The 24,911-nt window shown below is 36.8% G+C and carries 33 protein-coding genes, 1 tRNA gene and 1 riboswitch; of the genes, 12 read left to right on the top strand and 22 right to left on the bottom strand.

Features of this window, described 5'->3' with window-relative positions; translation table 11 throughout:
* Positions 1–69: 69 nt before the first annotated feature.
* Complete coding sequence (locus F0342_RS07145) at positions 70–624, bottom strand: GNAT family N-acetyltransferase (protein WP_262481663.1); 555 nt, start codon at positions 622–624, stop codon at positions 70–72.
* Between the two features lie 269 nt (positions 625–893).
* On the opposite strand from F0342_RS07145, the gene kynA reads away from it, so the two are divergent.
* From kynA to F0342_RS07130, 3 genes are all read left to right on the top strand, one after another.
* Positions 894–1,733: a tryptophan 2,3-dioxygenase gene (gene kynA / locus F0342_RS07140; protein ID WP_149155285.1), complete on the top strand. Its 840-nt coding sequence runs from the start codon at positions 894–896 to the stop codon at positions 1,731–1,733.
* A 246-nt stretch (positions 1,734–1,979) separates the two neighbouring features.
* Positions 1,980–2,180, top strand: coding sequence for a cold-shock protein (locus F0342_RS07135; protein ID WP_034763568.1), 201 nt, complete (start codon positions 1,980–1,982; stop codon positions 2,178–2,180).
* Positions 2,181–2,286: 106 nt separating this feature from the next.
* Positions 2,287–2,730 carry an SACOL1771 family peroxiredoxin gene (locus F0342_RS07130; RefSeq protein ID WP_149155284.1) on the top strand — a complete coding sequence of 148 codons (444 nt, stop codon included), beginning with the start codon at positions 2,287–2,289 and terminating at the stop codon, positions 2,728–2,730.
* Positions 2,731–2,773: 43 nt separating this feature from the next.
* Here F0342_RS07130 and F0342_RS07125 read toward each other — a convergent pair whose 3' ends face one another.
* The 3 genes from F0342_RS07125 to F0342_RS07115 all read right to left on the bottom strand — a co-directional run bounded on the left by F0342_RS07125 (position 2,774) and on the right by F0342_RS07115 (position 6,617).
* Positions 2,774–3,103 (bottom strand): DUF3243 domain-containing protein, encoded by a 330-nt coding sequence (locus F0342_RS07125; RefSeq protein ID WP_149155283.1) that lies wholly within the window; start codon positions 3,101–3,103, stop codon positions 2,774–2,776.
* 207 nt (positions 3,104–3,310) lie between these two features.
* Entirely contained in the window at positions 3,311–4,348 is a 1,038-nt protein-coding gene (locus tag F0342_RS07120) for a ribonucleotide-diphosphate reductase subunit beta (protein ID WP_149155397.1), read from the bottom strand.
* Positions 4,349–4,367: 19 nt separating this feature from the next.
* Positions 4,368–6,617 carry a ribonucleoside-diphosphate reductase subunit alpha gene (locus F0342_RS07115; protein ID WP_483861463.1) on the bottom strand — a complete coding sequence of 750 codons (2,250 nt, stop codon included), beginning with the start codon at positions 6,615–6,617 and terminating at the stop codon, positions 4,368–4,370.
* Between the two features lie 144 nt (positions 6,618–6,761).
* Positions 6,762–6,942: riboswitch (cobalamin riboswitch) on the bottom strand.
* 655 nt (positions 6,943–7,597) lie between these two features.
* On the opposite strand from F0342_RS07115, the gene F0342_RS07110 reads away from it, so the two are divergent.
* Positions 7,598–8,374 (top strand): SurA N-terminal domain-containing protein, encoded by a 777-nt coding sequence (locus tag F0342_RS07110; RefSeq protein WP_149155282.1) that lies wholly within the window; start codon positions 7,598–7,600, stop codon positions 8,372–8,374.
* 123 nt (positions 8,375–8,497) lie between these two features.
* A complete protein-coding gene (locus tag F0342_RS24750) occupies positions 8,498–8,674 on the top strand; it encodes a hypothetical protein (RefSeq protein WP_188048444.1) in 177 nt (58 codons plus the stop codon).
* Positions 8,675–8,718: 44 nt separating this feature from the next.
* On the opposite strand, the gene gndA is transcribed toward F0342_RS24750, so the two are convergent.
* Positions 8,719–10,131, bottom strand: coding sequence for an NADP-dependent phosphogluconate dehydrogenase (gndA, locus tag F0342_RS07105; RefSeq protein ID WP_149155281.1), 1,413 nt, complete (start codon positions 10,129–10,131; stop codon positions 8,719–8,721).
* A gap of 164 nt (positions 10,132–10,295) precedes the next feature.
* Between gndA and F0342_RS07100 the strand changes: the two genes are divergently transcribed.
* Positions 10,296–11,153 carry a MurR/RpiR family transcriptional regulator gene (locus F0342_RS07100; protein ID WP_149155280.1) on the top strand — a complete coding sequence of 286 codons (858 nt, stop codon included), beginning with the start codon at positions 10,296–10,298 and terminating at the stop codon, positions 11,151–11,153.
* A 102-nt stretch (positions 11,154–11,255) separates the two neighbouring features.
* Here F0342_RS07100 and F0342_RS07095 read toward each other — a convergent pair whose 3' ends face one another.
* Entirely contained in the window at positions 11,256–11,546 is a 291-nt protein-coding gene (locus F0342_RS07095) for a nucleotide pyrophosphohydrolase (protein WP_149155279.1), read from the bottom strand.
* A 346-nt stretch (positions 11,547–11,892) separates the two neighbouring features.
* Here F0342_RS07095 and F0342_RS25330 point away from each other — a divergent pair, with 346 nt between their 5' ends.
* The gene (locus F0342_RS25330; RefSeq protein WP_262481662.1) at positions 11,893–12,024 is read left to right on the top strand and encodes a hypothetical protein; all 132 of its coding nucleotides are present in this window, start codon (positions 11,893–11,895) and stop codon (positions 12,022–12,024) included.
* A 143-nt stretch (positions 12,025–12,167) separates the two neighbouring features.
* Here F0342_RS25330 and F0342_RS07090 read toward each other — a convergent pair whose 3' ends face one another.
* Entirely contained in the window at positions 12,168–12,368 is a 201-nt protein-coding gene (locus F0342_RS07090) for a cold-shock protein (protein WP_034763533.1), read from the bottom strand.
* Positions 12,369–12,680: 312 nt separating this feature from the next.
* On the opposite strand from F0342_RS07090, the gene F0342_RS24745 reads away from it, so the two are divergent.
* Complete coding sequence (locus tag F0342_RS24745; RefSeq protein WP_188048455.1) at positions 12,681–12,881, top strand: hypothetical protein; 201 nt, start codon at positions 12,681–12,683, stop codon at positions 12,879–12,881.
* 191 nt (positions 12,882–13,072) lie between these two features.
* Here the strand turns inward: F0342_RS24745 and F0342_RS07085 are convergent.
* The 9 genes from F0342_RS07085 to F0342_RS07045 form a co-directional block, all read right to left on the bottom strand.
* Positions 13,073–13,169, bottom strand: a tRNA-Ser gene (locus F0342_RS07085).
* 121 nt (positions 13,170–13,290) lie between these two features.
* Positions 13,291–13,617: a hypothetical protein gene (locus F0342_RS24740; RefSeq protein ID WP_188048443.1), complete on the bottom strand. Its 327-nt coding sequence runs from the start codon at positions 13,615–13,617 to the stop codon at positions 13,291–13,293.
* A gap of 142 nt (positions 13,618–13,759) precedes the next feature.
* On the bottom strand, positions 13,760–14,122 hold the full coding sequence (locus tag F0342_RS07075; RefSeq protein ID WP_149155278.1) for a hypothetical protein: 363 nt from the start codon (positions 14,120–14,122) through the stop codon (positions 13,760–13,762).
* 30 nt (positions 14,123–14,152) lie between these two features.
* Positions 14,153–14,554: a hypothetical protein gene (locus tag F0342_RS07070; protein ID WP_149155277.1), complete on the bottom strand. Its 402-nt coding sequence runs from the start codon at positions 14,552–14,554 to the stop codon at positions 14,153–14,155.
* 203 nt (positions 14,555–14,757) lie between these two features.
* On the bottom strand, positions 14,758–15,039 hold the full coding sequence (locus tag F0342_RS07065; protein ID WP_188048442.1) for a hypothetical protein: 282 nt from the start codon (positions 15,037–15,039) through the stop codon (positions 14,758–14,760).
* Complete coding sequence (locus F0342_RS07060) at positions 15,030–15,662, bottom strand: M23 family metallopeptidase (RefSeq protein WP_149155275.1); 633 nt, start codon at positions 15,660–15,662, stop codon at positions 15,030–15,032. The genes F0342_RS07065 and F0342_RS07060 overlap by 10 nt, the downstream gene beginning before the upstream one ends.
* Positions 15,663–15,665: 3 nt before the next feature.
* Positions 15,666–16,109 (bottom strand): hypothetical protein, encoded by a 444-nt coding sequence (locus tag F0342_RS07055; RefSeq protein WP_149155274.1) that lies wholly within the window; start codon positions 16,107–16,109, stop codon positions 15,666–15,668.
* Between the two features lie 18 nt (positions 16,110–16,127).
* Positions 16,128–16,670: a replication-relaxation family protein gene (locus F0342_RS07050; protein WP_262481671.1), complete on the bottom strand. Its 543-nt coding sequence runs from the start codon at positions 16,668–16,670 to the stop codon at positions 16,128–16,130.
* Positions 16,648–17,958 carry an FtsK/SpoIIIE domain-containing protein gene (locus F0342_RS07045; protein ID WP_149155272.1) on the bottom strand — a complete coding sequence of 437 codons (1,311 nt, stop codon included), beginning with the start codon at positions 17,956–17,958 and terminating at the stop codon, positions 16,648–16,650. Before F0342_RS07045 ends, F0342_RS07050 begins: the two co-directional genes overlap by 23 nt.
* Before the next feature lie 308 nt (positions 17,959–18,266).
* On the opposite strand from F0342_RS07045, the gene F0342_RS07040 reads away from it, so the two are divergent.
* From F0342_RS07040 to F0342_RS07025, 4 genes are read left to right on the top strand one after another with little or no spacing between them, the layout of a single operon-like run.
* On the top strand, positions 18,267–18,479 hold the full coding sequence (locus F0342_RS07040; protein ID WP_149155271.1) for a helix-turn-helix transcriptional regulator: 213 nt from the start codon (positions 18,267–18,269) through the stop codon (positions 18,477–18,479).
* Positions 18,457–18,696 (top strand): helix-turn-helix transcriptional regulator, encoded by a 240-nt coding sequence (locus tag F0342_RS07035; protein WP_262481661.1) that lies wholly within the window; start codon positions 18,457–18,459, stop codon positions 18,694–18,696. The genes F0342_RS07040 and F0342_RS07035 overlap by 23 nt, the downstream gene beginning before the upstream one ends.
* On the top strand, positions 18,689–18,934 hold the full coding sequence (locus tag F0342_RS07030) for a hypothetical protein (RefSeq protein WP_149155270.1): 246 nt from the start codon (positions 18,689–18,691) through the stop codon (positions 18,932–18,934). Before F0342_RS07035 ends, F0342_RS07030 begins: the two co-directional genes overlap by 8 nt.
* 34 nt (positions 18,935–18,968) lie before the next feature.
* A complete protein-coding gene (locus F0342_RS07025; protein ID WP_149155269.1) occupies positions 18,969–19,169 on the top strand; it encodes a hypothetical protein in 201 nt (66 codons plus the stop codon).
* A 96-nt stretch (positions 19,170–19,265) separates the two neighbouring features.
* Here the strand turns inward: F0342_RS07025 and F0342_RS07020 are convergent, their stop codons facing one another.
* From F0342_RS07020 to F0342_RS07000, 6 genes are all read right to left on the bottom strand, one after another.
* On the bottom strand, positions 19,266–20,093 hold the full coding sequence (locus F0342_RS07020; protein WP_149155268.1) for a peptidoglycan recognition protein family protein: 828 nt from the start codon (positions 20,091–20,093) through the stop codon (positions 19,266–19,268).
* Complete coding sequence (locus F0342_RS07015) at positions 20,093–20,350, bottom strand: hypothetical protein (protein WP_223145706.1); 258 nt, start codon at positions 20,348–20,350, stop codon at positions 20,093–20,095. The genes F0342_RS07020 and F0342_RS07015 overlap by 1 nt, the downstream gene beginning before the upstream one ends.
* Complete coding sequence (locus tag F0342_RS07010) at positions 20,351–20,545, bottom strand: hemolysin XhlA family protein (protein WP_149155267.1); 195 nt, start codon at positions 20,543–20,545, stop codon at positions 20,351–20,353.
* 35 nt (positions 20,546–20,580) lie between these two features.
* Positions 20,581–20,724: a hypothetical protein gene (locus tag F0342_RS24735; protein WP_188048441.1), complete on the bottom strand. Its 144-nt coding sequence runs from the start codon at positions 20,722–20,724 to the stop codon at positions 20,581–20,583.
* Entirely contained in the window at positions 20,721–23,210 is a 2,490-nt protein-coding gene (locus tag F0342_RS07005) for a phage tail protein (protein ID WP_188048440.1), read from the bottom strand. Before F0342_RS07005 ends, F0342_RS24735 begins: the two co-directional genes overlap by 4 nt.
* A gap of 120 nt (positions 23,211–23,330) precedes the next feature.
* Positions 23,331–24,908, bottom strand: a complete 1,578-nt coding sequence (locus F0342_RS07000; RefSeq protein WP_149155265.1) for a hypothetical protein — start codon at positions 24,906–24,908, stop codon at positions 23,331–23,333.
* Between the last annotated feature and the right edge of the window lie 3 nt (positions 24,909–24,911).

The raw sequence follows: 24,911 nt of genomic DNA, 5'->3' as shown, positions 1-24,911 counted from the left end.
ATTTTCCCTGTCAATATTACATATGCGTAAAGATATAAAGAGTATCCGGAATAGTCCCCAATCCTAGCCTCATTCTCCACCCCTTTTTCTCCACTCATCATTTAATAATCCAAAAAGCAGAGAGTCTCTCCACCCATTTTTCATTTTCAAGTCATGACGGATTCTTCCTTCTAACGTCATACCGATTTTTGTTAAAACTTTCTGTGAGGAAATGTTTTGAGGGTCACATGTAGCTGAGATTTTATGTAAATTCAACTCAGAGAACCCTTTCTCCACTAATGCATTTCCAAGGAGTGTTCCGATTCCATTCCCCCAGTAATCAGGATGAAGAATATACCCAATCTCTCCAGATTGATGAACGAAGCTTTTGATTATTATTTCTCCTGCACCAATCACACGACCGGTTTTCTCATCGACAATGGCATGAACATACCTTATTTGTGGAACCATCTTTTCAGCTTTCAGAGCTTCTTCCACATATTTTAATGTTTCCATCTCTGAATTCGGACCCCATGGTTGATACTGAGACACATTTTCTTGAGACGCATAGAGATGAATATCCTTCCAATCTTCTTTCTTTAACCTACGTATATATAAATGAGAAGAAATGTAAATATTCCTCACACCAATCACCCCACTTGCATTTTAAATTGTTCTAATATTAACATAACTTTCTATATTAGGAATAATTTCTTTAGATAAAAATAAGTACGTTTGTCTGAATGGATGACGCTATTGAACTAATAAACAAAGTAATTCAAAAACAGCAATCAATATTCACGAAAATACCGAAATTAATAAAGGATTTCTCCCCCTCATTCAAGAAATCAATAATAGAAAGAAAATTTCTTGCATCACTGTTTGAAGCAGACGAAAGGAAAGGGAGAATCGATATGGTAAACAACAAGGAAACAATGGGGAATGAAGATGTATACACCGACTTTATTAATAAAATGACCTATGGAGAATATCTTGGTCTGGATACATTGCTTGATAGTCAGAAACGATTATCCGGACACCATGATGAAATGTTATTCATTATCATTCATCAAGTAAGTGAGTTATGGATGAAATTGATTCTGCATGAAATCAAAGCTAGTATCACTTCCATTCAAAAAGGTGAACTTTCCCCTGCATTTAAAATGTTGGCACGTGTTTCAAAGATTCAATCACAAATCATTCATGCCTGGGATGTGCTATCCACACTTACACCATCAGAATATGTTCAATTCAGGGACAGCCTTGGGCAAGCATCAGGATTTCAATCCTACCAATATAGAATGATCGAATTTGCCCTTGGATACAAAACGAAACATGTATTGGAGATTTATAAGAAGGATCCTGAGTTATTAGCCCAGCTTAAAGAGGCATACGAGGCCCCTTCCCTATATGATGTTTCTATCCTTGCCCTATCAAAAGCAGGCTTACCCATTCATGAAGATGTACTTCTTCGGGATTATAAGAATCCTTACACGGAAGATCAGACTGTATTGGATGCATGGACAGAAGTTTATAAGCATCCCGATCAGTATTGGGATTTATACGAATTAGCCGAAAAATTGATCGATATTGAGGATTGGCTTCAACAATGGCGTTTCAGACATATGAAAACCGTGGAACGTATCATCGGTCATAAAATGGGGACTGGAGGATCAAACGGTGTAGGCTATCTAAAAAAGGTTCTGGACCATCGGTTCTTTCCTGAGCTGTGGAATGTCCGAACGAACCTCTAAATCCTTTACATTATGTACTTTTTGAAAGGCACATATTATTCATGTGAAATTCACACATTTTTCTGCCTATTTTTAATTCCTTCATTCATAAGTGTTGCCTTTTATATGGTTACCTGATATTATGTAAGAGAATTATTTTTGTTCGGAATGGAAGGATAGACAAAGTTTTTAAAGCTTTTCGCCTTGAAGTTACGTGAGCAAGAATAGTAATACAATTGTGTGGAGAACACACGAGGAGGTAACATTATGTTAGAAGGTACAGTTAAATGGTTTAACGCAGAAAAAGGTTTCGGATTCATCGAGCGCGAAGGTGGAGACGACGTGTTCGTACACTTCTCAGCTATTCAAGGCGAAGGATTCAAAACTTTAGAAGAAGGTCAAAAAGTTTCTTTTGAAATCGTTCAAGGAAACCGTGGCGACCAAGCTGCTAACGTTACTAAAGCATAATTCATGCTAATTCGAAAGACTCTACTCTGTAGGGTCTTTTTTCTTTGCCATCACATTAAATAGTGTATACAATATCCTTACCATGCTTATTAGGAGGTTTATTTATATGGCTAGACACTCATTTCATATATCTACTGATTGGCCGGGGTTGCGAAATGATACAGGTACTTTAAGCTCGGAAAATTTTCATACGAAAATATCCATTCCAACTGAAATGGATGGCCCTGGAATAGGAACAAACCCTGATGAAATGCTTCTTGGAGCAGCAGCTACTTGTTATATCATCACTCTGGCAGCGATGCTTGAACGAAGTCATATTGAGAAAACGGACTTATCGATGACATCTGAAGGAATTGTGGAAGTTCAAAAAGGGATCATTACATACAAAGAAATCATTCACCGCCCTGTGCTGTCATTAGGTCCCTCCACTTCTGAAAAAGACATAACCCTTACGAAGAAATTGTTGATGAAAGCAGAGCAGTCTTGCATGATCACCCGTGCCATCAAAGGGAATGTGACGGTAAAGGTAGACCCGGAAATACATATGTAATAAAAGCATAAGTTAAGGGCATCCATTCAGATGCCCAAATTTTTTATGATTCAGCGTGAACAAACTTCACTAACATATGGGAAAGCATATGCTGCTCTTCCTTGTTACCCGCTTTCCATAATTCATATAATAACTTTTCTTCTCTATTCTTCGGCTCCTCATGAGCCGCAAGATAATCCCCAACCTTCTGGGCTGCCTTTGCCTGCTGCTCTTCATTCATCCCTAACTTATCCGCCAAGGAAACTTTATTACCTAAGTATTGTTTAAAATGATCAAAGTTAGATAATATATCCTCTTTTTTGTCCCGGGACATATTATCTAATGTTTTGTCCACCTTAGACTCCATTTTTTCTTCTGTAGAATGATTTGCCATGTAAAACCTCTCCTCTCATTCAATCTATTATGTATATTCCCACCACTGGGAGAGATAAACATGTATTTTCACATTATTGGAAATGTCACCAGCCCAACTCTCTCAACTATGTTTACAAGATAATGGTACCGAAAAATAGATTGGATAAAGATTTATTGAGAAATAATAAGGCAAAAAGCGAGTCGTGATGACTCGCTTTTCTTATTTTTACAGTTCATCAAACCCATTAGCATCCGATGTCTTCGTATATTGCCTTGATTTCTGTTCAAAGAAATCGGTCTTCCCTCTATCCACTTCTTGATAGGCGATGATCCATTTTAATGGATTGGTCTTATATCCTTTGAATGGTTCTTCAAACCCCAGCTGTTTGGCTCTTTTATTTGCCATAAATTTAATATAATCTTCAAGGTCGCTCATTAACAGCCCTTCAATGTGAGATCCGATGATATCCCTTCCCCACTCTATTTCCAGGAGAGCTGCCTGTTTGAAAGCTTCTTGTCCGAAGTCACGCAGCTCCTCCGTTTGATAAGCCGGATTCTCGTTAAGGACTTCTTTATATATTTTTTCAAATAAGCCGACATGAAGCTGTTCATCCCGATTGATATAATTAATCATCGTCGATGTCGCCACCATCTTTTGATTTCTGGCCAGGTTGTAGAAGAAGGCAAAACCGGAGTAAAAGAACAAACCTTCAAGAATGACATCATAGATGATTGACTTTAATAGATTCTCAATGGTGGGGGATTCTACAAATCCTTTATAGCCATTCGTTATAAATTCGTTCCGTTTCTTCAATATTGGATCATTCTTCCAGAAATCAAACACTTCATCCTGCTTCTTTTTGGACACGATACTCGATAAAACGTAACTGTACGAGTGGTTATGGACAACTTCTTGCTGTGCCAAAATGATCATCAATGCATTCAGGCTGGAATCCGTGAGATAGTCTGCCACTTTACCGGCGTAATCTGTCTGCACACTATCAAGGAGAGCCAGTAAACCGATTATTTTCAAAAAGGACTCCTGCTCCTTTGATGAAAGAGTAGGGAACTGCTTGATATCCTTTGCCATATTGATCTCAAAAGGAGTCCAGAAATTCCCCAGCATTCTCTTATACTTTGGATAGGCCCAAGAGAACCTGACATCATCCCAGTTTAAAATATTCGAACTTTGTCCATTTACAATTCCAGTAGATTTATTTGGTGCCTCAGAATCTATTAAGATTCGCTGCTTTAATCCATTCACGTTATCATCTTCCTCCCAGTTAGCTATGGCAGCTTTCACATTCTTCAAAATTTGAAACAGATGTCGATCTCACATAGTAAGTCGTTTTCAATCCTGACTTCCATGCATCTATATGAAGAGATAATAGTTCTATCGCCTTGATATCATTCCGCACATACAAGTTAAACGATATTCCTTGATCTATATGACGTTGTCTCTTCTCATTCTGTTTAATACTCCAGTGCTGATCTACGTTATAAGCCGTTTTGTAATACCAGGTCGTCTTAGGTGATAAATCAGGTGCTGTAACAGGAATCTTATAATCTTTCTTTTCTTCCGAGTACTCTAATCTGAACAAAGGATCGATACTTGCTGTAGAGCCTGCTATGATCGAAGTGGACGAATTGGGCGCAACGGCCATTAAATATCCGTTTCGAATTCCTTTGGAAGAAACATCATCCCTGAGTGAATCCCACCTCGGTCCAGAATATCCTTTCTTCGAAAAATACTCTCCAGTCGACCAGTCGGAACCGCTGTAATATGGATAGGAACCTTTTTCTTTCGCTAATTCATGACTTGCTTTTATCGTGTAATAAGCAACATCCTCGTATAGTGAATCACAATAATCAACTGCTTCATCGCTCTCCCATTTCAATCCTTTTATTGCAAGGAGGTGATGCCAGCCAAAGGTTCCTAATCCAATCCCTCTATAGCGCCTGTTTGTCAGTTGAGCTTGCAGGACTGGAAGTTTATTAATATCTATGACATTATCAAGTAATCTCACTCCTATGGACACGACTCTCTCCAACTCATCATCCATGATTGTCTTAGCTAAAGAAACAGATGCCAGATTACAGACGACATAATCCCCCGGAGATTTATAGGTAATGATTTTCCCGTCCTTGATAACCTCTTCTTCCATGACGGTCGCACTCATATTCTGGGCAATTTCCGTACATAAATTACTGCAGTAGATCATCCCCTTATGCTGATTGGCATTTAGCCGATTGACTGTATCACGGTAAAACATATATGGCGTTCCCGTTTCGAGCTGGGAAATCATGATCCGCTTGAAAATTTCAATTGCTGGAACCTTTTCCCTGGAAAGATCAGGACATTCTACACACTCCCAATATTTATCCCTGAACGAACCTTCTCCCTCATACTCATCATAGTAATCTTCCAGGGAATACCCCATTACCATCTTCACTTCATGAGGATCAAATAAATACCACTCCCCTCTGTTTTCCACTTGTTCCATAAATAAATCCGGTAAGCTTACTCCAGTGAAAAGATCATGAGTACGCTGCCTTTCGTCTCCATTATTTAATCGTGTATCAAGAAAAGGAAAAATATCCTTATGCCATACATCTAAATAAACAGCGATCGCTCCTTGACGTTGTCCTAATTGATCAACGGATACGGCTGTGTTATTTAATTGCTTCATCCATGGAATAACACCAGAACTTACTCCCTTGAAGCCTTTGATATTACTTCCTCTGCTCCGGACCTTCCCCATATAAATACCGAGACCTCCACCATTTTTACTTAATGTGGAAACATCTGTATTACTGTCATAAATACTTCTTAAATCATCTGCTACCGTATCAATAAAACAACTAGATAACTGACCATGGCTTTTGCCGGCGTTGGCAAACGTAGGAGTTGCAACCGTCATATACAAATTAGACAAGGCCCAGTAAGCTTCTTCAATAAGCGCCAGCCGCTTATCACTGGGTTCGTTCCTAAAGAGTGTCATGGCGATGATCAGCAATCTCTCTTGAGGTAATTCAAGGATTTCACCATCATGGGACTTAGTTAAATACCGCTCTGTTAATGTGACAATCCCTATGTACGTAAACAGATGGTCTTTAGATGAATCCATGATCTTCCCCAAAACGTCAATTTCTTCTTTGCTATATGATTCCAATAGTGCGGGTGTATATAGTTTCCGATCAGTCAAGTCTTGAATTAATTCATAAAAGGAACTGTACAACTCGCTTTCTTCCACTCTCCTTGAATAAGCGATGGTACGATAAAGTTTCATTAAATATAATTCTGCAGCCACATACGTCCAATCAGGTTCATGGGCAGAGATCCGTTCTACTGCCGTGAGGATCATGAAATGATAAAGTTTTTCTTTACTCAATTCAGATTGACCGTCTGCATACTTATAAGTCTTTTCGTCGAACTCTTTAAAATGAAGTTGTGGAAAGCGATTGTGGAGATTTGTAAGAATCGCTTTTGCTTCCATAGTTATCGGCTGATCCTGTGATACGATTGACATCATAATTCCTCCCAATTTATACAGTGTGGGAAGGATACAAAAAAAGCCCATCCTTCTAAACGGATGGGCTTTATGTACGAAAGATATGTGAACAGACTATTGGTCCTATTCCAATCCTCGCTTTATCCTCCCAATTCCCGAAGAAGATAACACGTGATAAACAAGGCAGGTCTCCTGACTTGTGCTTCACCCTACTCTAAGGCCTTCCCATCGTATATGACAGTGGCAGTTCCTTATTTCGTCAGCACTTACAGTTGCGGGGACAGTTCCGGATTCACACCGAATTCCCTTTTAAGTCCATTCAGACACCCTATTCACAGGTTATAATCAATATATAGTTAAAATAATTAAACAGAACACAAAATGTTGTGTTCTGTACCATCATAAACGATTAAAAATGAATTTACAAGTGAAACTACTCATTTTGCTTAGAAGTTGAAATCTTTTAATAGTATCACTCTATTACCCTCTTAAAGTCAAGAGATGTAACAAGTTGAAGGAAAAGAAGGAAAACCCTTCCTTTGAAATATGCTTATAATTATTATTTTCCATGAAAAGAATAGAAGAAGATTGAATACTGCCTTCTAAAGGATACTAGTCAGCCGACACCTCCCTAAATGTTAGTTGAAGAAAATGTAGCCACTCTCTATAATTCAAATAGAAGGTTGTTTGACAGTATTCTTTGGTCCCCAATATTTTTTATAGGCTGTTTAAATGGAGGAAAAGTTCTCGATTTAAACAGCCTCTTTTTTAGAAACCAGGTGAAAGTCTTCTTACATTATCATTTCTGTCCGGCAGTTGATAGTCGAATGTAACCGCATACACTATAGTGAATAGGGACCATATTAGTAATGAACTGTATTTCAAACTCATTACAATCTATAATTTTCGGCTTAAATACTTTCTTTTTTCGGGCTTTTCCTTTAAAATGCGCATTAAGTGATTTTTTTGAAATCACACCTTACTTCTGAAAGGAGTCTATTATGAAAAAATTATTAACGACTTTGCTATTAGCTTTATTATCGATTGGACTAGCCGCTTGCGGTTCGAACGAGGAGAGCCAAAAACAAGCTGACGATAAAGCGAAAACAGAAGAAAAAAGCGATGGACAGGCTCAGGAAGAGCAAGCAAAGCAAATGGAAGAAATGCAGAAGAAAATGGATGAGCAAAAGATTGAAAAAGATAAGATCGTTGCCATTGTAAACGACGAAAAAATTAAAGGTGAAGATTTCAATAACGTATTGACTCAATCACAGATGCAATATCAACAAATGGGGCAAGACCCAACAAGTAAAGATGCAGCAAAGAAAATCAAGGAACAAACAATTGATAGCCTGGTTGGACAAACACTCCTTATGCAGCAAGCCAATGAAAAAGGATATAAGGCATCAGAGGATGATATCAATAAACAACTGGAAGAAGTTAAAAAGCAGTACGGTGATGAAAAGAAGTTTGAAGACGCAATGAAAAAAGCAGGATTCACGATGGACGAATTAAAAACTCAAATCGCTGAAAACATCAAATACACAAACTACGTTGAAAAAGAAATCAAAGTAGAAGAAGTCTCTGAAGATGAAATGAAGAAATTTTACGATCAGTACGCAAGTCAGCAAGCTCAGAGTGAATCAAAGGATGCACCAAAATTTGAAGAAGCTAAACCTCAAATCAAGACTCAGTTAGAACAACAGAAAAAACAAGAAAAACTTGTTAAGCATGTAGAAGATTTAAAGAAAAATGCTAAAGTTGATGTGAAAATCTAAAGCTCCACCAAAGAAGCCACCTACACGGTTAGGTGGCTTTCTTATGTTCTATTCCCCCGATGTTTTCACCTGCTCAAGAAGGGTATGGTACAACAACGACTCATTAAGGGAGGATGAAAGATTATGACGAAAAGGGCAAATGACAATCCTGAACAAATCAATAAAGATCATGACGGCATTCTCGATCAGCATGAAAGTGAGCAAAATGTAGACCCAATTCCCCTCGATGACTTAAAAAAAGAGCAGCGGGACGAGAAAAATAAGCATCATACGAAAAATGACTCATCAAGCAAAGAATGAAAGGTTAACCAAAAGCCCTGTGGGATTCCCACAGGGCTTTCTTCTTATTTAGATAACCAATCTGTATGGAAAGTCCCTTCTTTATCCACACGCTGATACGTATGAGCTCCAAAATAATCACGTTGAGCTTGAAGAAGATTGGCTGGCAGTGACTCAGAGCGATAGCTGTCATAATATGCTAAAGCACTCGCAAGACCCGGTACAGGGATACCTAATTTAATGGCTGTAGCCACCACTTCTCTCGCTTCCTCCTGATAGTTTTCAACGATTTCCTTGAAATACGGATCGAGCAGCAAATTCGTTAATCCCGGTTCACGATCATACGCTTTCTTGATTTCTTCCAGGAAGCCTGCACGAATGATGCATCCACCTCTGAAGATCATGGAAATCTCTCCGGGCTTCAGGTTCCAACTATACTCTTCCGAAGCAGATTGAAGCTGGGCGAAACCCTGTGCATATGAACAAATTTTGCTTAAATACAACGCTTTACGAATCATTTCGATAAACGCTTCTTTGTTACCGGAGAACTCCATATTTCTTGGTCCTCTTAAGATTTTACTTGCCTTCACTCTTTCTACCTTCATGGCAGAGATGAAACGGGCAAATACAGATTCAGTAATGATCGATAATGGTACACCTAATTCCAGTGCAGAAATACTCGTCCATTTCCCTGTCCCTTTCTGGCCTGCTGTATCCAGGATTACGTCAACAAGGGGTTTTCCTGTTTCTTCATCCACCTTTGTGAAAATATCTGCCGTGATTTCAATAAGGTAGCTGTCGAGCTCCCCTGCGTTCCATTCTTTGAATATCTCATGCAGCTCAGATGCGCTTAAACCCAATACATTTTTCATAAGATAATACGCTTCACAGATAAGCTGCATATCACTGTACTCAATTCCATTGTGGACCATTTTTACATAATGGCCTGATCCATCCGGACCGATATATGTACTGCACGCATCGCCTTTTACCTTGGCCGCAATTGCTGTCAGGAAAGGCTGGACTAAATCGTATGCTTCCTTTTGACCGCTCGGCATGATAGCAGGTCCGTATAAAGCGCCTTCTTCTCCGCCTGAGACACCTGCACCGATGAAGTTGATTCCTTTTTCACCAAGTTCCTTATTGCGGCGAATCGTATCTTCAAAGTATGTGTTTCCTCCATCAATCAGAATATCTCCCTGATCTAAATGAGGAAGCAATGATTCAATCGCTTTATCGGTAATATTACCGGCTGGAACCATAATCAATATTTTTCTTGGTGTTTCTAATGACTGGACGAACTCTTTTACATCGTGAGTACCTACCATGTTCTTCTCTGGATGCTCTTCAAGTACTTCTCTTACCTTCTCACTAGACACATCATAGATGGAAACGGAATAGCCTCTGCTTTCGAAATTCAAAGCCAGACTCTTCCCCATCACTCCGACACCAGCAACCCCTATTTGTTGTTTTTTCATATATTTATCATTCCTTTCACTTAGAGTAATTATATTTTCACCGTATATATTATAATACGAAATAATTTTCCGTGGTGGATTTTTATGAAATAATATTTTTTTATTTCATGAAGTAGGTTAAAATTATTTTCATGAAGAATTCGCTTAGAGGAGGTTTCCCCTGCATGAAAGAGGAAAAAGTACAGCATTGTTTGCCTCGTATCCGTTCTCATTACTCTCAATTCAGTGAAAAAGAAAAGATGATTGCAGAATTTATTATTGCTAATCCAGAAAAAATTATCCACTCCACCATCAGTGGTGTAGCGGAAGAACTGAACGTTGCAGATGCTACAGTCTTCCGATTCTGTAAACGCTTGGGCTTTAAAGGCTACCAGGCCATGAAGATTTCTCTTGCATCCGACCTGGTGACCCCTATCAAAGATATACATGAAACAATCAATGAAGAGGACTCTGAAGGCGTTATTGCCCAAAAAGTGTTCAGGTCCAATATCAGAACATTAGAGGATTCTCTAAGCATGCTGAACGAGGAAATGTTTACGAAAGCTATTCGAGGGATGATAGGTGCCAGAAGAATAGAATTTTATGGTACGGGTGGATCGGGGTTTGTTGCCATGGACGCTCATCATAAGTTCCTCAGAACAGGCATGACCACTACAGCGTACAATGATCCCCATATGCAGCTGATCTCCGCTTCACAATTGACCGGTGCTGATGTAATCGTCTTTATCTCTCATTCAGGATCGAACAAAGATTTATTGGAAGTATTGGACGTAGCGAAGAAAAATCGGGTAACGACCATTGCCATTACTCACTTTGCCAAATCCCCTCTAAGCAACGGGGTCGACATTCCTCTATTTACGGTATCTCAAGAAACCGAATATCGATCTGAAGCACTTGCTTCAAGAATTAGTCAACTTAGTATTGTCGATGCCCTCTACGTTAACACCATGATGAAAAGAAAAGATCTATCCAAATCTTCCCTGCAAAAAATGCGTGACGCGATTTCCATTAAGAAAATATAGTCATTATTGTATGGTAAAGGACATCAGGCATTTATTCAGGGTTTCCTGACGATTATGAACAAGTAAAGGGACGGACCTTTTCGGTAGGTCCGTCCCTAATCATTACTTCGGATACTTCAGTGCATTCTTTTCCAACTTCTCATATACTTCTTCTTCTAAGTCGATATCCATTTTATCAGCCAGCTGGACTAAATAAATCAGGACATCAGCCATTTCTTCTTTAATATTTTGACGTGTCGCTTCCACTGCTTCCCGGCTTGTTTTCCATTGGAAATTTTCCAGGAGTTCATTTGCCTCTAATGAAATGGAAATGGCAAGATCCTTTTCATTATGATTGGCATCCCAATTTCGTTCATCCCTGAATTCAATGACTTTTTCACACAGTTGTTTCATCTTCTCTCTCCCATTTGCCTATGATCTTTTACCACTTCTTTACTATAACACGGGTGGCAAAAGGATTGGGACAGGGATGAGCAACTTTATTCTCCTTAAGTTTCCAGTCTTTCAACCGATTTTGGATATGGAAATCTTCGTCACGACATCTTTCCCATCCATATATACGGCGATCAAACCATCGAGGAATACCCTGTCCATCTCACTATCCGTCGTCATCTCCACCATCTTAAATGGGTATTCTGAAATTCTCCAATCTCCCTTCCCTTACTTACCAAGGATAACGATGTATCACTTGTTAAGAATAAGAATGTAACAACCATTTACGGTTTAGGAGGAGACAACGATGACTAATAAAAATGACAATCGTGAACGAAAAAACAAATACCCAAACAACAAAAAAAGCGATAGTGAATTCTCGAAAGAACTCAATATTCGCAGTGAAGTGACGAAGAAAGATTTAGGAAATAAATCATAGAAATATGAAGCTTATAGCGGCCGTTTAATTTCGGACATATTGGAAAGACGCCCATCTATTTTTCAATTTTTCCCGGTTACTTAAATATCCCCATAAAAAAACAGACTCACGAATGAGTCTGTTTTTGGATTTGTAAAGTTAGATTATGCTTTACGTACGTTAGCTGCTTGTGGTCCACGAGCACCTTGTTCAACGTCGAAAGATACTTCTTGACCTTCGTCAAGAGATTTGAAACCTTCACCTTGGATCGCTGAGAAGTGTACGAATACGTCGTCTCCACCTTCAACTTCGATGAATCCGAAACCTTTTTCTGCGTTAAACCATTTTACTTTACCATTTTCCATGTTTGTTGCCTCCTAAAGTGCGTTACACACAATGTATTACTATTCTTGCGATATCAGGTGAAAACCAAATCTTGTTCTTCCCTCGTATACCGGACAAAAATAATTCTTCTATAGAATAACAGTAATGAAACAAATAAGCAAGTTCTTCAAGGAGAAGTTTCGAAAGTCAGACCTCTGACACAATATTACCCCCATCAAATAATCTGATGATATGACTAAATTACTACCCTCTTACCTGTTAAAGCGCTACCATTATATTTATCAAGATTTATCACTAATGGGACTCTAAAATGAAGGGTAAACTGTGGTATAATGAGAGAATATGAAAGGGAGTGCCCAATGAAATCCACAAAAAATCGGTTTAGTAATGGCGCAATGGTTACGATAAAGGAAACTGGCGAAACAGTGACAATATTGAAATGGCAATACGTTAAAAATATGAAGCGATACTCATATATCGTAAAAGAACATCCTGGCACGTTTTATTTTGAGGAAGAATTAGAAGTTAACTAAAAGAAGTGATCATATCTTAATATGATTTTGGCAAGGACTCTTACGTGAATTCCAACAGAGTCCTTTTTACATTAATTTAATGGCAAGCCTACGTTTGCCTTTTGACACTGATTATCCTTCATAAAGATATGTCTACATATGAAAAAAGAAAGCCTGCATCTTTTAAATAAGATGCAGGCTTTCTTTATGTATGACCTGTGAGGGATTCGAACCCACGACCCCTTCCCTGTCAAGGAAGGACAAGCGTATTTTGGAATATCTCCATATACCTCTGAATACTCACAAATCAAGGTTTTATACCTTTTTTTCTTCTTCAATTTCTTACAATATTTTTTAATTCGTTACCTTTATGTTACCTTTTTCGTTTATCTTTGCAATTTAAAAGACAAGGATTTCACTCCCTGTCCTACTACCATCTATTCTTAGTCTTATATTGTTCTACTAACTCCAATAGCACTTTAGCCATAAACTCTACATCAGTTTCTTCTCTAGGTTGAGATGGTTTTCTACCCGGCTTTTTCTTGGGATATTCACCGTCGAACCACTCCAAAAATACCTTCTTGCTCACTTTGAACCTATTTTGGACTTTTAGGATCTTAAACGGTGGATTTTCTGAATTCATCAAGTCATATGTAGCTCTTCTGGATAACCCAAGAATATCCTGAATATGTTGTGGATTTAATGCTTCTGGCAAGGCATCCCTATCTAACACGTAATGCTCTTTAGTACCACTCATGATGTCCCTCCTTCACAAAAGATGATTGTATAAAGGAAATGAATAATTGTCAAAATTATGTAAAATAAATTAATGTAATTTATATTCAACTGAAAGGTAATTAGAGTAATACCAAGATTAATAAATAAAAAAACCTCACCTATTAGGTGAGGGAAGATTCTTTACTTTTGAAAATTTTACTAAAATTTATAACCCAAAATATACAGGTGGTTATGACAATTATATAAAAGACACCATCGGAAATGACTTGAGTGGAAAAATTAAATCCAAACATTATCAATAGAAAAACAGTCATCCAAATTAGCTTTATTTTAATACGTTTTAAGTCACCAATACCTTTACTAAACCTTGGATAATAAATACCCATAGCAAGTAACACAAGAAGAGTAAAAATATTAAATAACTGTGTTAATTGTCCAAATAGTTGTATTTTGTTAATTGAGAAATAAAAAATTATAGAAAATAAAGCTAATAGGAATATGTTGTACCTTAATATGTTTGTCATTAAAATCCCTCCTATTTTTTATAAATATAATCATCCAACCCCATAATAACGGGTAATATGGTAGGTATTGTAGCCATTATAATTTGGATTTACTTCCGTGCAGACATATAAGCTTTTCCCATCGTATGCATAGGATCTCAAAGTACTTATTATAGGTCCAATGAATAAGTCAGCAATTTCTAAAGCAGCATCGCCAGCTACCTGAGTGAAAATGCCTGCTAAACTTTTTCCAGAACTTCCATTATCATAAGCGTTCAAAAAATCAACTAACTGTGAATGAGGAACATAAGTGGCATATTCACAAGCTGACCCTCCACTTGGTGGTCCTTCAATGGCTCTTGTTCCTATAGTATTTGATGCAGACGCAGATCCGCCTAGTAAACCCGAGAATATCAAACCAAATGTTAATATACTTACAACAATTTTCTTCAAAAATAACTCCCCTTATTAATATAATATTATTTAAGCGCTTAAATATAAACCCAGTATACAATAAAATAATTTGTAATTGTTGGAATATTCCTAGACTTATATTTTGTGTAATATTACACTATAGGAGAAATATATATTTTAGAATTTTAAGAGTAATTATTATTCTTACTATAAAGATTCCTCCTTGAATTCTTTTACAGTCATCAAATTAATTTTTTTAATCCTCTATTCAATAGCTTCCTATAATTCCATAACACATCATTATCAATATCTATCTCTTTCCAATCGCAGAACTGCTTATTCCGCCGATGGTAGGTTACCTTGCCCTCAAATGGGTATAACATGAAGCAAATTTCCCCTTCTAAGATTTCATCCGACACAACCAAATAATATTTTTGATTACCCTGATCATAACCGTCAGCCACATTTGAGAAATGAACTATGAAGTGTTTAACATCAATCTCCTTTTTAATAATCATAAGCACACCAGCCCTCCAAGAATGAAAGTAAGTATTACCCCTAAATTAGCAAGCCTTTTACTGACCATATTAAGAAGAGCAAATACACCAATACTAACCCCCACCAAGATAGGTAATGAAATAAGGTAATTCTCAATCCAATGTTCAATCCCACCGCCAATAACTTTTTCATAAAGCCACCCCTTAATTGTTGGATAATCATTGTTTGCTACATTCCCATTCTCTAAGAATCGCTGCCATCCACTCTGGGAATACTCCCCTAACTTTTCAGCAAGGGGAGTTGGATCTACAAAGCTCCCATTCCCATCCTTCAATCCAAAATGTAAATGAGCACCCGTTGAGAATCCTGTATTACCTGATAATCCTATGACATCGCCTTCTGAGACTAATTGCCCTACCTTCACCTTAATATCGCTTAAATGACCGTATATTCCTTCTCTCCCGTCTGCAAACCGGACTATAATCCCCTTACCTATATTTTCATCCCCATAATCGACTACCCTTTCAACAACACCATCATATAGACTCCTTAGTGGCGTACCTTCACTTAACCCTAAATCAATCCCTTTGTGACCATTTGGATGTAATTTATCGACTTCCCCATATCTTCCTGTCATTCGTACCTTCATGGCTTAAACAATACCTTTCATGATTTCAACTAGGATATTCAATAACATTGGTAAGATATTAATCAAGATGACACCTAATCCAGCATTAGTTATCATGTCAAAACCTTTATCTTTTTGACGTACCATTATCATAATTGCACCAACTAATACGCATATTGATGCTACTGGATAGGCTAGAGCTTGAATTAATGTTGTGATTGGTTCAAATGCAGTCAACATTTTGTCGTATATCTGATCAGATGAGAGTGCGGCAACAGTTTGAGTTGATTGATAGGTTGAGGTTGTGGATGCTGAAGCAACTGAACTTGTTAAAGTGGTCATTGGTATGACTGTTAGAGGTAAAAAGGTTCCGAACAATGCTGTGTTTTTTGAGACAGAGTATTCCTTCCTGTTGAAATCTTTGTTCATGAATTCTTTGATACTCATAGATTCTCTTTTCTTAAACATGATGATTCCTCCCCGATGTTAATGAAAATCTGAAACCAAATAAATAGTAGTATCTAACCCTTCACATAAAGCTAATAGTTGTTTCCTTCTGTACTCGGTTGTGGTGATCCAATAAATCTTAGGTGCAATCATAAAAGTACCAGTATCTTTAAGGTGCTTATACTTCTTGATTTTCTTTTTGTTTTCACACATTTTTTGTGAGTAATCAGCTTCAATAATGCAAATTCGATCCTTATTCATAAACATGGCATCACATACTACACTTATTTTTTCATCCAACTTAGTAAATTTGATTTCATTCTTCCACGTAATTGGACATCCAAGAGTAATAAACAGCCAGTTTCGCATAATGTAATGATTTACTTGAGGAGTTTTCTTACAGATTTTCTCACAATTGACCATTAACCTACCTTCCTTATTCAAGTAGTAAACATTCTCCCCAGACTGAAAAGAATAGAGATATTCCTCCATGTCTTTTAATACTCTATTGGCATTCCTTGTACTTCCTAATCTGTGTAGCCTCTGGATTTGTGATCTACTAAGATAATCGAGTTTCTTCAATGACAAGCATATTTCTTCTTGACGCTGTTGTTTTAGTAACTTCTTGTTCATCTTGAGACTCCTTTCTCGCTTTGAAAGTTATATGAGGCTTAATTTTATTGTCAATAAAGTCATTTTTAATGTAAGGAGACTGAACAATTACTTTCCTATCTGATTGATATATTGCTCTACCAGCTAATCCTACTGGCAACTCTTCTGCACCCTTCTCATCTAAAACAACCATACTCTGAGTTGAATTTTTCAGTTTAAAACATAGTGATCCACTGGTATTTGCTTTTACTTGTCGCGGGAAAACATCTGCAGTCGGATATTGGGTTGCAAAAATCATCCTATAACCTAGCCCCGCAGAAATCCTGGCTATTTCCCCAATAAGATGAGTACATCGTTCTCGCTTAACCTTATCTGTGAATCCTGAAATTTCAGCACCTTCATCAATTACAATAAAATGTCTCTCTTTTATTCCAGCTTCACCTATATCCTCATAACCCTTATTTAAGAATTCTTTTTGTCTCTTCAACAATTTGTCATGTATCGATTCTAATGCCTTTATTGTCTCCTCTTGATTCTTTGCAACCTCTTCAACTTGCTTACATTTCATAAATCGACTAAAAGCTAATCCTCCCTTTAAATCAATTAGCGTGAATTTAACATTTTCGGGTTGTTTGCTGATCAATGTTGTTATGGTATTTTTTAAGAAAACAGTCTTTCCATATCTCGTCATTCCCGCAACCACAAGCATTTGAGATTTTTCAAAGTCGTGATTTATTAACTCTTTATAAGTAACTCCAATTGGAACTTCCCAACCTTTAACCTTTTTCAACAGCTCATCAGTATAAGGTAGATATTTTGTTAATCCTTTGTTGTATACTCGTATATTAAGCATTCCATCGTACTCGATCTCAATCTCTTTATTTAATGGGATTCGATTATTAAAGATATCTAATAATTGTTTTGGTAATGTCTTATCAAATTTCAGGGTTTTCAGATCTCTTAATTCAATCATTTTACGGCTGCGATTATTTAATCCATCTACAAATTTACTTTTCTTGAGTAAAAAATCTTCCAAACCTAATCCTAAAGGGACTTTAAAAACATACTCAGTAAAATCAAACTTTTTATCATAATTTCTTCGATATAACCTTAGCTTTTCTTCCTTAGTGAACAAGCCACAATTATTTGCTATTTTCAATATCTTTTCTGCATCATTTGTTTTTGAATTTGTTTTAAAATAGTGACTTACTCCCATGATCCCACCAGCGATTATCGAAGTAGAGATTTCAACTAACATCACACCACCCCTTTCTGATATTTATAAGATAAATACTCCCAAATAAAAGGCATGTAATAGACAAAGTATTGAGATTGATATTAAAAGATAAGCAACATTCCATGAGGACTTCTAGGTTGGAATCAAACTAGGTATGATGGGTTGGAATAGATATCTGCCCATTTGGTATATTCCTTGGTATATTCTTAATCTATGGGGTATACATGTCCGATTTATCTTGTCCTCACAAAAAAGTTTGTGTAGAGCCCATCCTATTTTTTAAAGGGTATTGATTAAGCCTCATAGAAATACTATTTGAGGTGAATAAAATGGCTTACAAATGCAGATTAAAATTGATATTGGCTGAATTAGAAATGAAACATGGTGAATTTGCTGATCTAGTAGGTATAGACAAAAGTACTATGTCTTCAATTGTTAATAACAAATCATTACCGTCTTTTGACACGCTTTATGATATAGTTGAAACGATTAGGGAAATTAATCCAGAAGTTCGATTGAGTGACATTTGGAGTAAAGAATGAAGGGATAATAATGAAACCTTTACTTAGGGAATATAGATTTAAAAGAAATGTAGATCAAAAGCAAGTGGCTGAAGTTATAGGTGTATCACAGCAAATTTATAGTTTGTTTGAAAGAGGTAAACAACTGCCTCGAATCGATATTGCATTTAAAATAGCTAATTATTACGGGTGTAAAGTAGACGACTTATACGAATACGAGGTGATAAAAGATGATTGAAGGTTTTAAGTTGGCATTTGTAAGTATGAGAGAGATGGAGATCCATGATAATCATTTTGGGGAAATTAAGTTAGATATTCTTCAAAGAACAGACGGTGAGTTCGTTGTAATATCTTCTGTAGATGATAACCTAATTGAAGGTTATGGAAACACTGAGAAGGACGCACTTAAAATGTTCTTAGGAAAATTGAAGCGATTGAAGAAATCCATAAAGGTTGAGGTCAGTAATGAGGTTTAACCTAGATGTAAATCTAGAAATAGAAGGTATAGGATTGAAACAAGGTGGCACTTTTTATGCAAGGTCTAATAATGATGTGGTAAGAGTAGCTTATGAGTATATAAGGGACATACGTATGAGAACTGGTATGAGAGATACTGTAATTATTGAAGTTAAAGTAAATGGTGAACACGACATTACTCAGGATGTTAGAAATTATCAAAATGGGGACCATATTGATCCGTTACCTTTTTAGAACACAAAAAATAGCCCCAACCAATTAACGTTAGGGCTTTCTTACATGCCAGTTTAGCTCGTGGTGTGTTTATATTATTTGACTTAGAAGACTTTACTATTCAACCTTAATGTATTTAGGTGCTGCCGTAATATAGTATGTATGTCCTTTTGAATTCTTAACCTCAAACATGTATGCACCTTCTACCTTCAACTTACGCACAATTTTAGGGAATCCATATTGATAATGAAGCACCCCTGCTCTGTACTTATCATTGAATGTAGCTTTACTGTAGAAATCTAATCCTTCTTTGCCTCTATAAATACTCTCAGCCCGTTTGCCTACATAGGAAGGCTTAGTTTGTGGTTTAGCTGCAGGTTTTGACTCCTTCTTCTCCACTTGATCAATTGAATTTAAAAAATCTTTCCATGCCCCCACATCATCTACAAATGGTTTAGGACAGATTTTCCCTGTTACATCATAGTGACGAACCACTCTATTCTTAGTGTCCCTAAGTTGTGGAAACTTATTTTGAAGATATTTAACTACTAATCTTGTACGCTCAACTGTATCGGGATGGAATGAACCATCTTCCTCAATACACATTTCAATACTAAGTGTAAGTAAGTTTGCATTACCTTCTGGATAGTAAGATGTTGTTGCTTTGAGCGTTGATAATCTTGGTTCCTTCTCATTAGCTTGATATGCTACTTCATTTAGAGGGATAACCTCAACTGCTTCATCCTTATCAACGAAAATATGAGCTCCTGCATAGCGATAATTTCCACCATCTGCTCCATCAAAGAATTCTTGATGATCCTCTGCATTAGCATGTGGATTAGCTGTATAGTGAACAACAATAGCTTGTACTTTAATTAAAGGATCTCCTGAACGTGAGTATTTATTTTTGATAACATGATCTTTTCTATAGTTAAGTGCGACCATTACTTATCCTCTCCTTTTCGCTCTAATGCGTATTTAATTCCAGCAACTGATCCAATTCCCAATAACGCATATTGAAGTCCTGTCATCATTACTTCAAATGAAAAAGAGCCACTTTCCATAATAGAGAAAGCGACTCCAAGAAAAATTGCTGCTGAAGGTATGTATTTATTTGATAATCCTGTTGCTTGCCGGATTGCATATAAAACAAGTGCTAGCCCAACATAAGCTGTAAATTCAATTGACATTAATGCTTCCAATTAGATTCCTCCTTTAAAAATAAGTCCTAGCAATCCAAGAACAATGACACCTAAAATCAATCTCAATATCCACGAAGTATTATCTTTGATTGTTGAAAGGTATTCCTTAATATCCTGAATATTTGACTCAGCAACTGCAACCCTTGTCTCTAAACTGGTTACTCTGCCTTCTAATTTCGAAACTCTTTCATCCATGAGAACATTCTCCTTTACTGCAAAATAAAAAAGCCTTATTCGGCTCCATCTTGTTCTTTCTCATTTAATTGTTTCATCAATTCCTCTAATTGAGATTCCTTAAATGCTAGTTCAATCTCCAATTGTGAAATCCTATTTCCTAACTTTTGTATAACCACATTTCCATCAATATTCATCATTGCATCATCTCCAAATCATTTATTCTCTTATTTTGATTACTAACTTCTTCTGATAATTCCTGAATAGCTTTAACCGAATAACTAAGCATCTTATAAAGATTTACCGCCTTACCATCAGTTGTTGCTACTTCAGGACTTAGCTCACTAATAACACCTACTTGCCAATTGTTGTAGAGCCCACTATCTACATCTGATTGAAGTACATAGCGTTTTATTTGAAGATTATTTAATATATCTAGCCCACTCTCATCTAAATCCTCAACATTAGACTTATATGTTGTGCTAGAACCATTTAAAAACTCACTGGCTCTTATCGGTCTATATCCTGTGTTCCCACCATTGTAGAATAGATTATCCGTTACCCTTAGTTCATTAGTTGATACTCCAATATAGAAATTAGAGCTTAAATCCACCGTTCTCATACTTTTCACCCGTAAATCTCTGGCTTCTACATCAGAAACATACAAATCTCTTGCTGCAACGTCACGATAGTTTGGAGATCCATTATTGAATCCATTTTTATCAGTAACCCTTAATGCACCATTAACTTGAACATAAGCATTATCTGTAGGTGCTTCGAGTGCTCCTATAAAGGATTTATTTGCACGTATAGTAAAAGCTTCAAGATTACCTGTTCCACGATCTCCATCACCATTGGTCACGTAAAGCGTATTTCCATTCAAGATTTTACTGAATCTTAAACCACTAGACCATGTCCCATTATTCTCTGAACCAAAAAATAGGACGCCATCCTGCTCATTAGCTTCGGCATTATCGACAACATGAAATGTAAAGGTATTGTTTCCTACTACATGACTTCGAGGCTGTATTCGTACCTGTTGCTGATTAGACCGAAGATAAGCATGGTCGTATGCATCAATGATGACTCTTTCAAGACCTGATCTTAATGCTACAACACCACCTACAGATGAAATCGTTAATCCCTTTCGTGTTGGATGATAATCATATGAGAAGAATTCAATTGTTCCAGATGATTCATTCTGATTACCACTAGCGAAAGTTGAAATACCAAAGTTTGAGTAATAAAGGTTTCTGTCATCATTAAGGCTACGGGCTGCAAAGTATCCGTTTTGGAACTCTAAGGACACATCATGGTTATAAGTATTACCTTGCCATGTTCGAGTGAATTGACCTCTTGACTCTAAAAATGATCCTTCTATTCGAGTATAATCTGTTGCATCTCCACCAAATATCGTTACATTATTAGCGTCTAGAGTACCGATAGCACCAGCAGAAAGATTGAATCCATCAGCAGTTATCGCTTCTGTAAACGTTTGACCGCCATCCTTACTAATTCCAAAACCTTCTGAGTTTAAAATAGTTAGTTGATTTGGATCAATCTTGGAGCGACCAATGATACCATTAACAAATTCAAGTTCTGTTTGAGCTGATTGCAATGCTTCTGTTGAGCGTTTTACAGCGTCATCTAAGACGTTATAAGGAAGTTTAGCATTTCCATTGAATAGCGAGTTTACTTGTTTCTGAGTCTTTGAAAAATTAACAAATTCATCAGAAGTATTACTACTATAGTTAGAAAGCGTAACCTTTGTATTAATTGGCTCAAGCATTAAATTAAACTCTTCTTCAATTTCAACAATTCGTGCATCTAAATCAATATTTAATGGCTCATGTATTAAAAGTATGTAGTCACCTTCATTAACCACCTCATACGGATATCCATTCCTTCTCAGATCCAGGTAATCCACTGTTATCGAAAGGTTTGGAGTATCGTTTATTTCACGCTTCAAACGTTCCAAGAGGCTATCTGCATTAGTGTAACGCTCATCTCTCACTTCAGGAGCTTCATGAAGTATGTCATAATTCTCATAAAGAGGACTATAATATTCAACTTCAAACCCATCTTTACCATATCCTTTGATATAAGTGGATAAGTCATTAGAATCAATCTCATGACTTATCGTCTTTATGTTATGACTATATCTAAACTGAACGTCTAATTTAGAGCCAATTTCAGATTTAAATGTCAAGTGAGTGCCATTACGCTCAAATTCAACACTATAGCTTTTAAGAACATCTTGAAGTAATGATAAACGATTGTCCTCACCAAACTCTTCCCAAGTCTTGTTAGGCACACTTTCAACAATTGAAAAAGTATAATCAGTATCTTTAAATATAAAATTGAGTATTTCAAATAGAGATTTGCTTCCTGAAATCTTTGTGTAAATTCGTGAATTTATCAGATCAAAGAAGGTATGATTTGCCTCTACTTCCTTAATCAGAACTTTACCCTTCATGTGTTCCTTCACGTATTTAATTCTGTATTCTTCACCAGCTAACTCAATCAAGCTCTCTTGTTGCACTAGTGGATATGCGTATTCATTTTGAGTTAAAGAAAAAAGGATAAAGCGAATCGTTCTCTCTCCATTTACTCTTCTCTTTCTTTTGAGTTTAGTAAAGCCAGTTAGCGATTCACTTTCTCCATTTAAGTCAGTTACTATTAACAAATATCTTCCTCCTTTCCACAAAATAAAGAGTCCATAACTGGACTCATAACACTAAATATTTTTTATGTTGCTCTCTTTTTCTTACGTATCCTTATTGCACTTTTTATTTCCGATTGTACATTAAGCTTCGATTAATCCGAAACCTTTCCAAGTTCCCGGTGTTCCGTCAGCTACACATATCCAACCAAGATACCCACTGGCAGTAGGATTTAAATTCCAAATAATATCTCGTTTTTTCCATGTTCCAGTAGTAGGTGCTGCTCCTCCATAGTTGAATGTTTGCTGAAGTTGTTTATATTTCAAAGTCGAGCCTGAATTAAGTACTTTTTCTATATCAGATTGGACACTCCCCACAGTTACGGTAGAGTTCACCAATCTAACTGCTTGAGATCCAAGTGATCCATTTACAGTGACATCATCAACAATGGCATTTGTAGAGTCTCTAATGTAAACCGCAGTTAACCAATTTGTATTTAATCCTGTACAGACTACTTTGCCAACTTGTTTATTGCTACCATAACGTAAATATACCAACGATGTGTTAGTAAATGCTGCAGGCGGTAAGTTTTCAGCATATAAGTTGCCTATTCGGAATCCGTCATTAACCCCTTGTGACCCTACCGCTACTCCACCAATGCCGTTTACGTGCATATTGTCTATGGTGATCCTTATATTCGCTCCATTTTCATCAGCTCCATGAATACATCCCGTTGAATCAACGGTAGGCTCAATATTTGCGTTTATAAATACTGCTGTACCGACATGTAAACTTGCCTTTGCGTTGATATCTGTATTAGCTATGTTTATAGGGTTTTTATTGAAGTTTTTAACATAGATGTAACCAATATCAACATTTTCCCATTGTGACCCGTTTATATATATAGCGTGTCGCCCGTGAGTTGTGTCGTCATTAATTACATTAAGTGTTTTAATGGTAGTACGTTTAGCAGATGTGTTTATTCCATACCCATATTGTGCCTCTTTACCGTAAACGTTTTTTAATGTAATATCCCCACAAATAAAATCTTCACCATTTAGTGAGTGGATTGCAGTTGAAGCTCCTATAATTTCAGCAACTTTAACCTCAAAGTATTTGGGATTATCGCACCTGATGACTCGATTGTATTTAGTCCTGCTAGAAAACGGGATTGTCACCGTTGCTTTTATACGTTCAAAAACAATGCGATTTGGGTTGTTGGCACTAAACCAATAATCAAAATCTCCAGTACACTTGAACTCGCCTTTACAGTTGATTATGACATTATTGGGTAAAGTGATAGGCTGTGAGACTAAACAATTGTAATTACTGGGGATGTCAACCTGCTTCCCCTCGGAAGCGTTAAATGCGTTTTGAATGGCGATAGTATCGTCCGTCACACCGTCACCGACTGCCCCGAATTGTTTAACGTTTATTATCGCTATGTCTGCCAACTGTGCATTAAGGGAATTATAATTACCTTCTAATCTTTGATTTAAATTTTCAAATTCACCACGAGCTTGAACCACTTCAGGATTATTTGATCCTGCCTCTGCTACCACCTTGTCAAACTCTTCCTTAACTGATTCAGCCTGTTGTTTGGCATAAGATGAATCTAAAAGGGATTGATCAACATCATTTTCAATTAAACCAATGTTTTCATTGTAATCATTTCTGAAATTAGCGTTCAGATCATCCCCTAATCTTTTGAATCTTGCCATGTT

This window comes from Bacillus sp. CH30_1T (assembly GCF_008364765.1).
In the GTDB taxonomy this organism is placed as follows: domain Bacteria; phylum Bacillota; class Bacilli; order Bacillales; family Bacillaceae_B; genus Rossellomorea.
The sequence above is the reverse complement of the archived record's forward strand: the minus strand, read 5'-3'. Positions and strand labels throughout refer to the sequence as shown.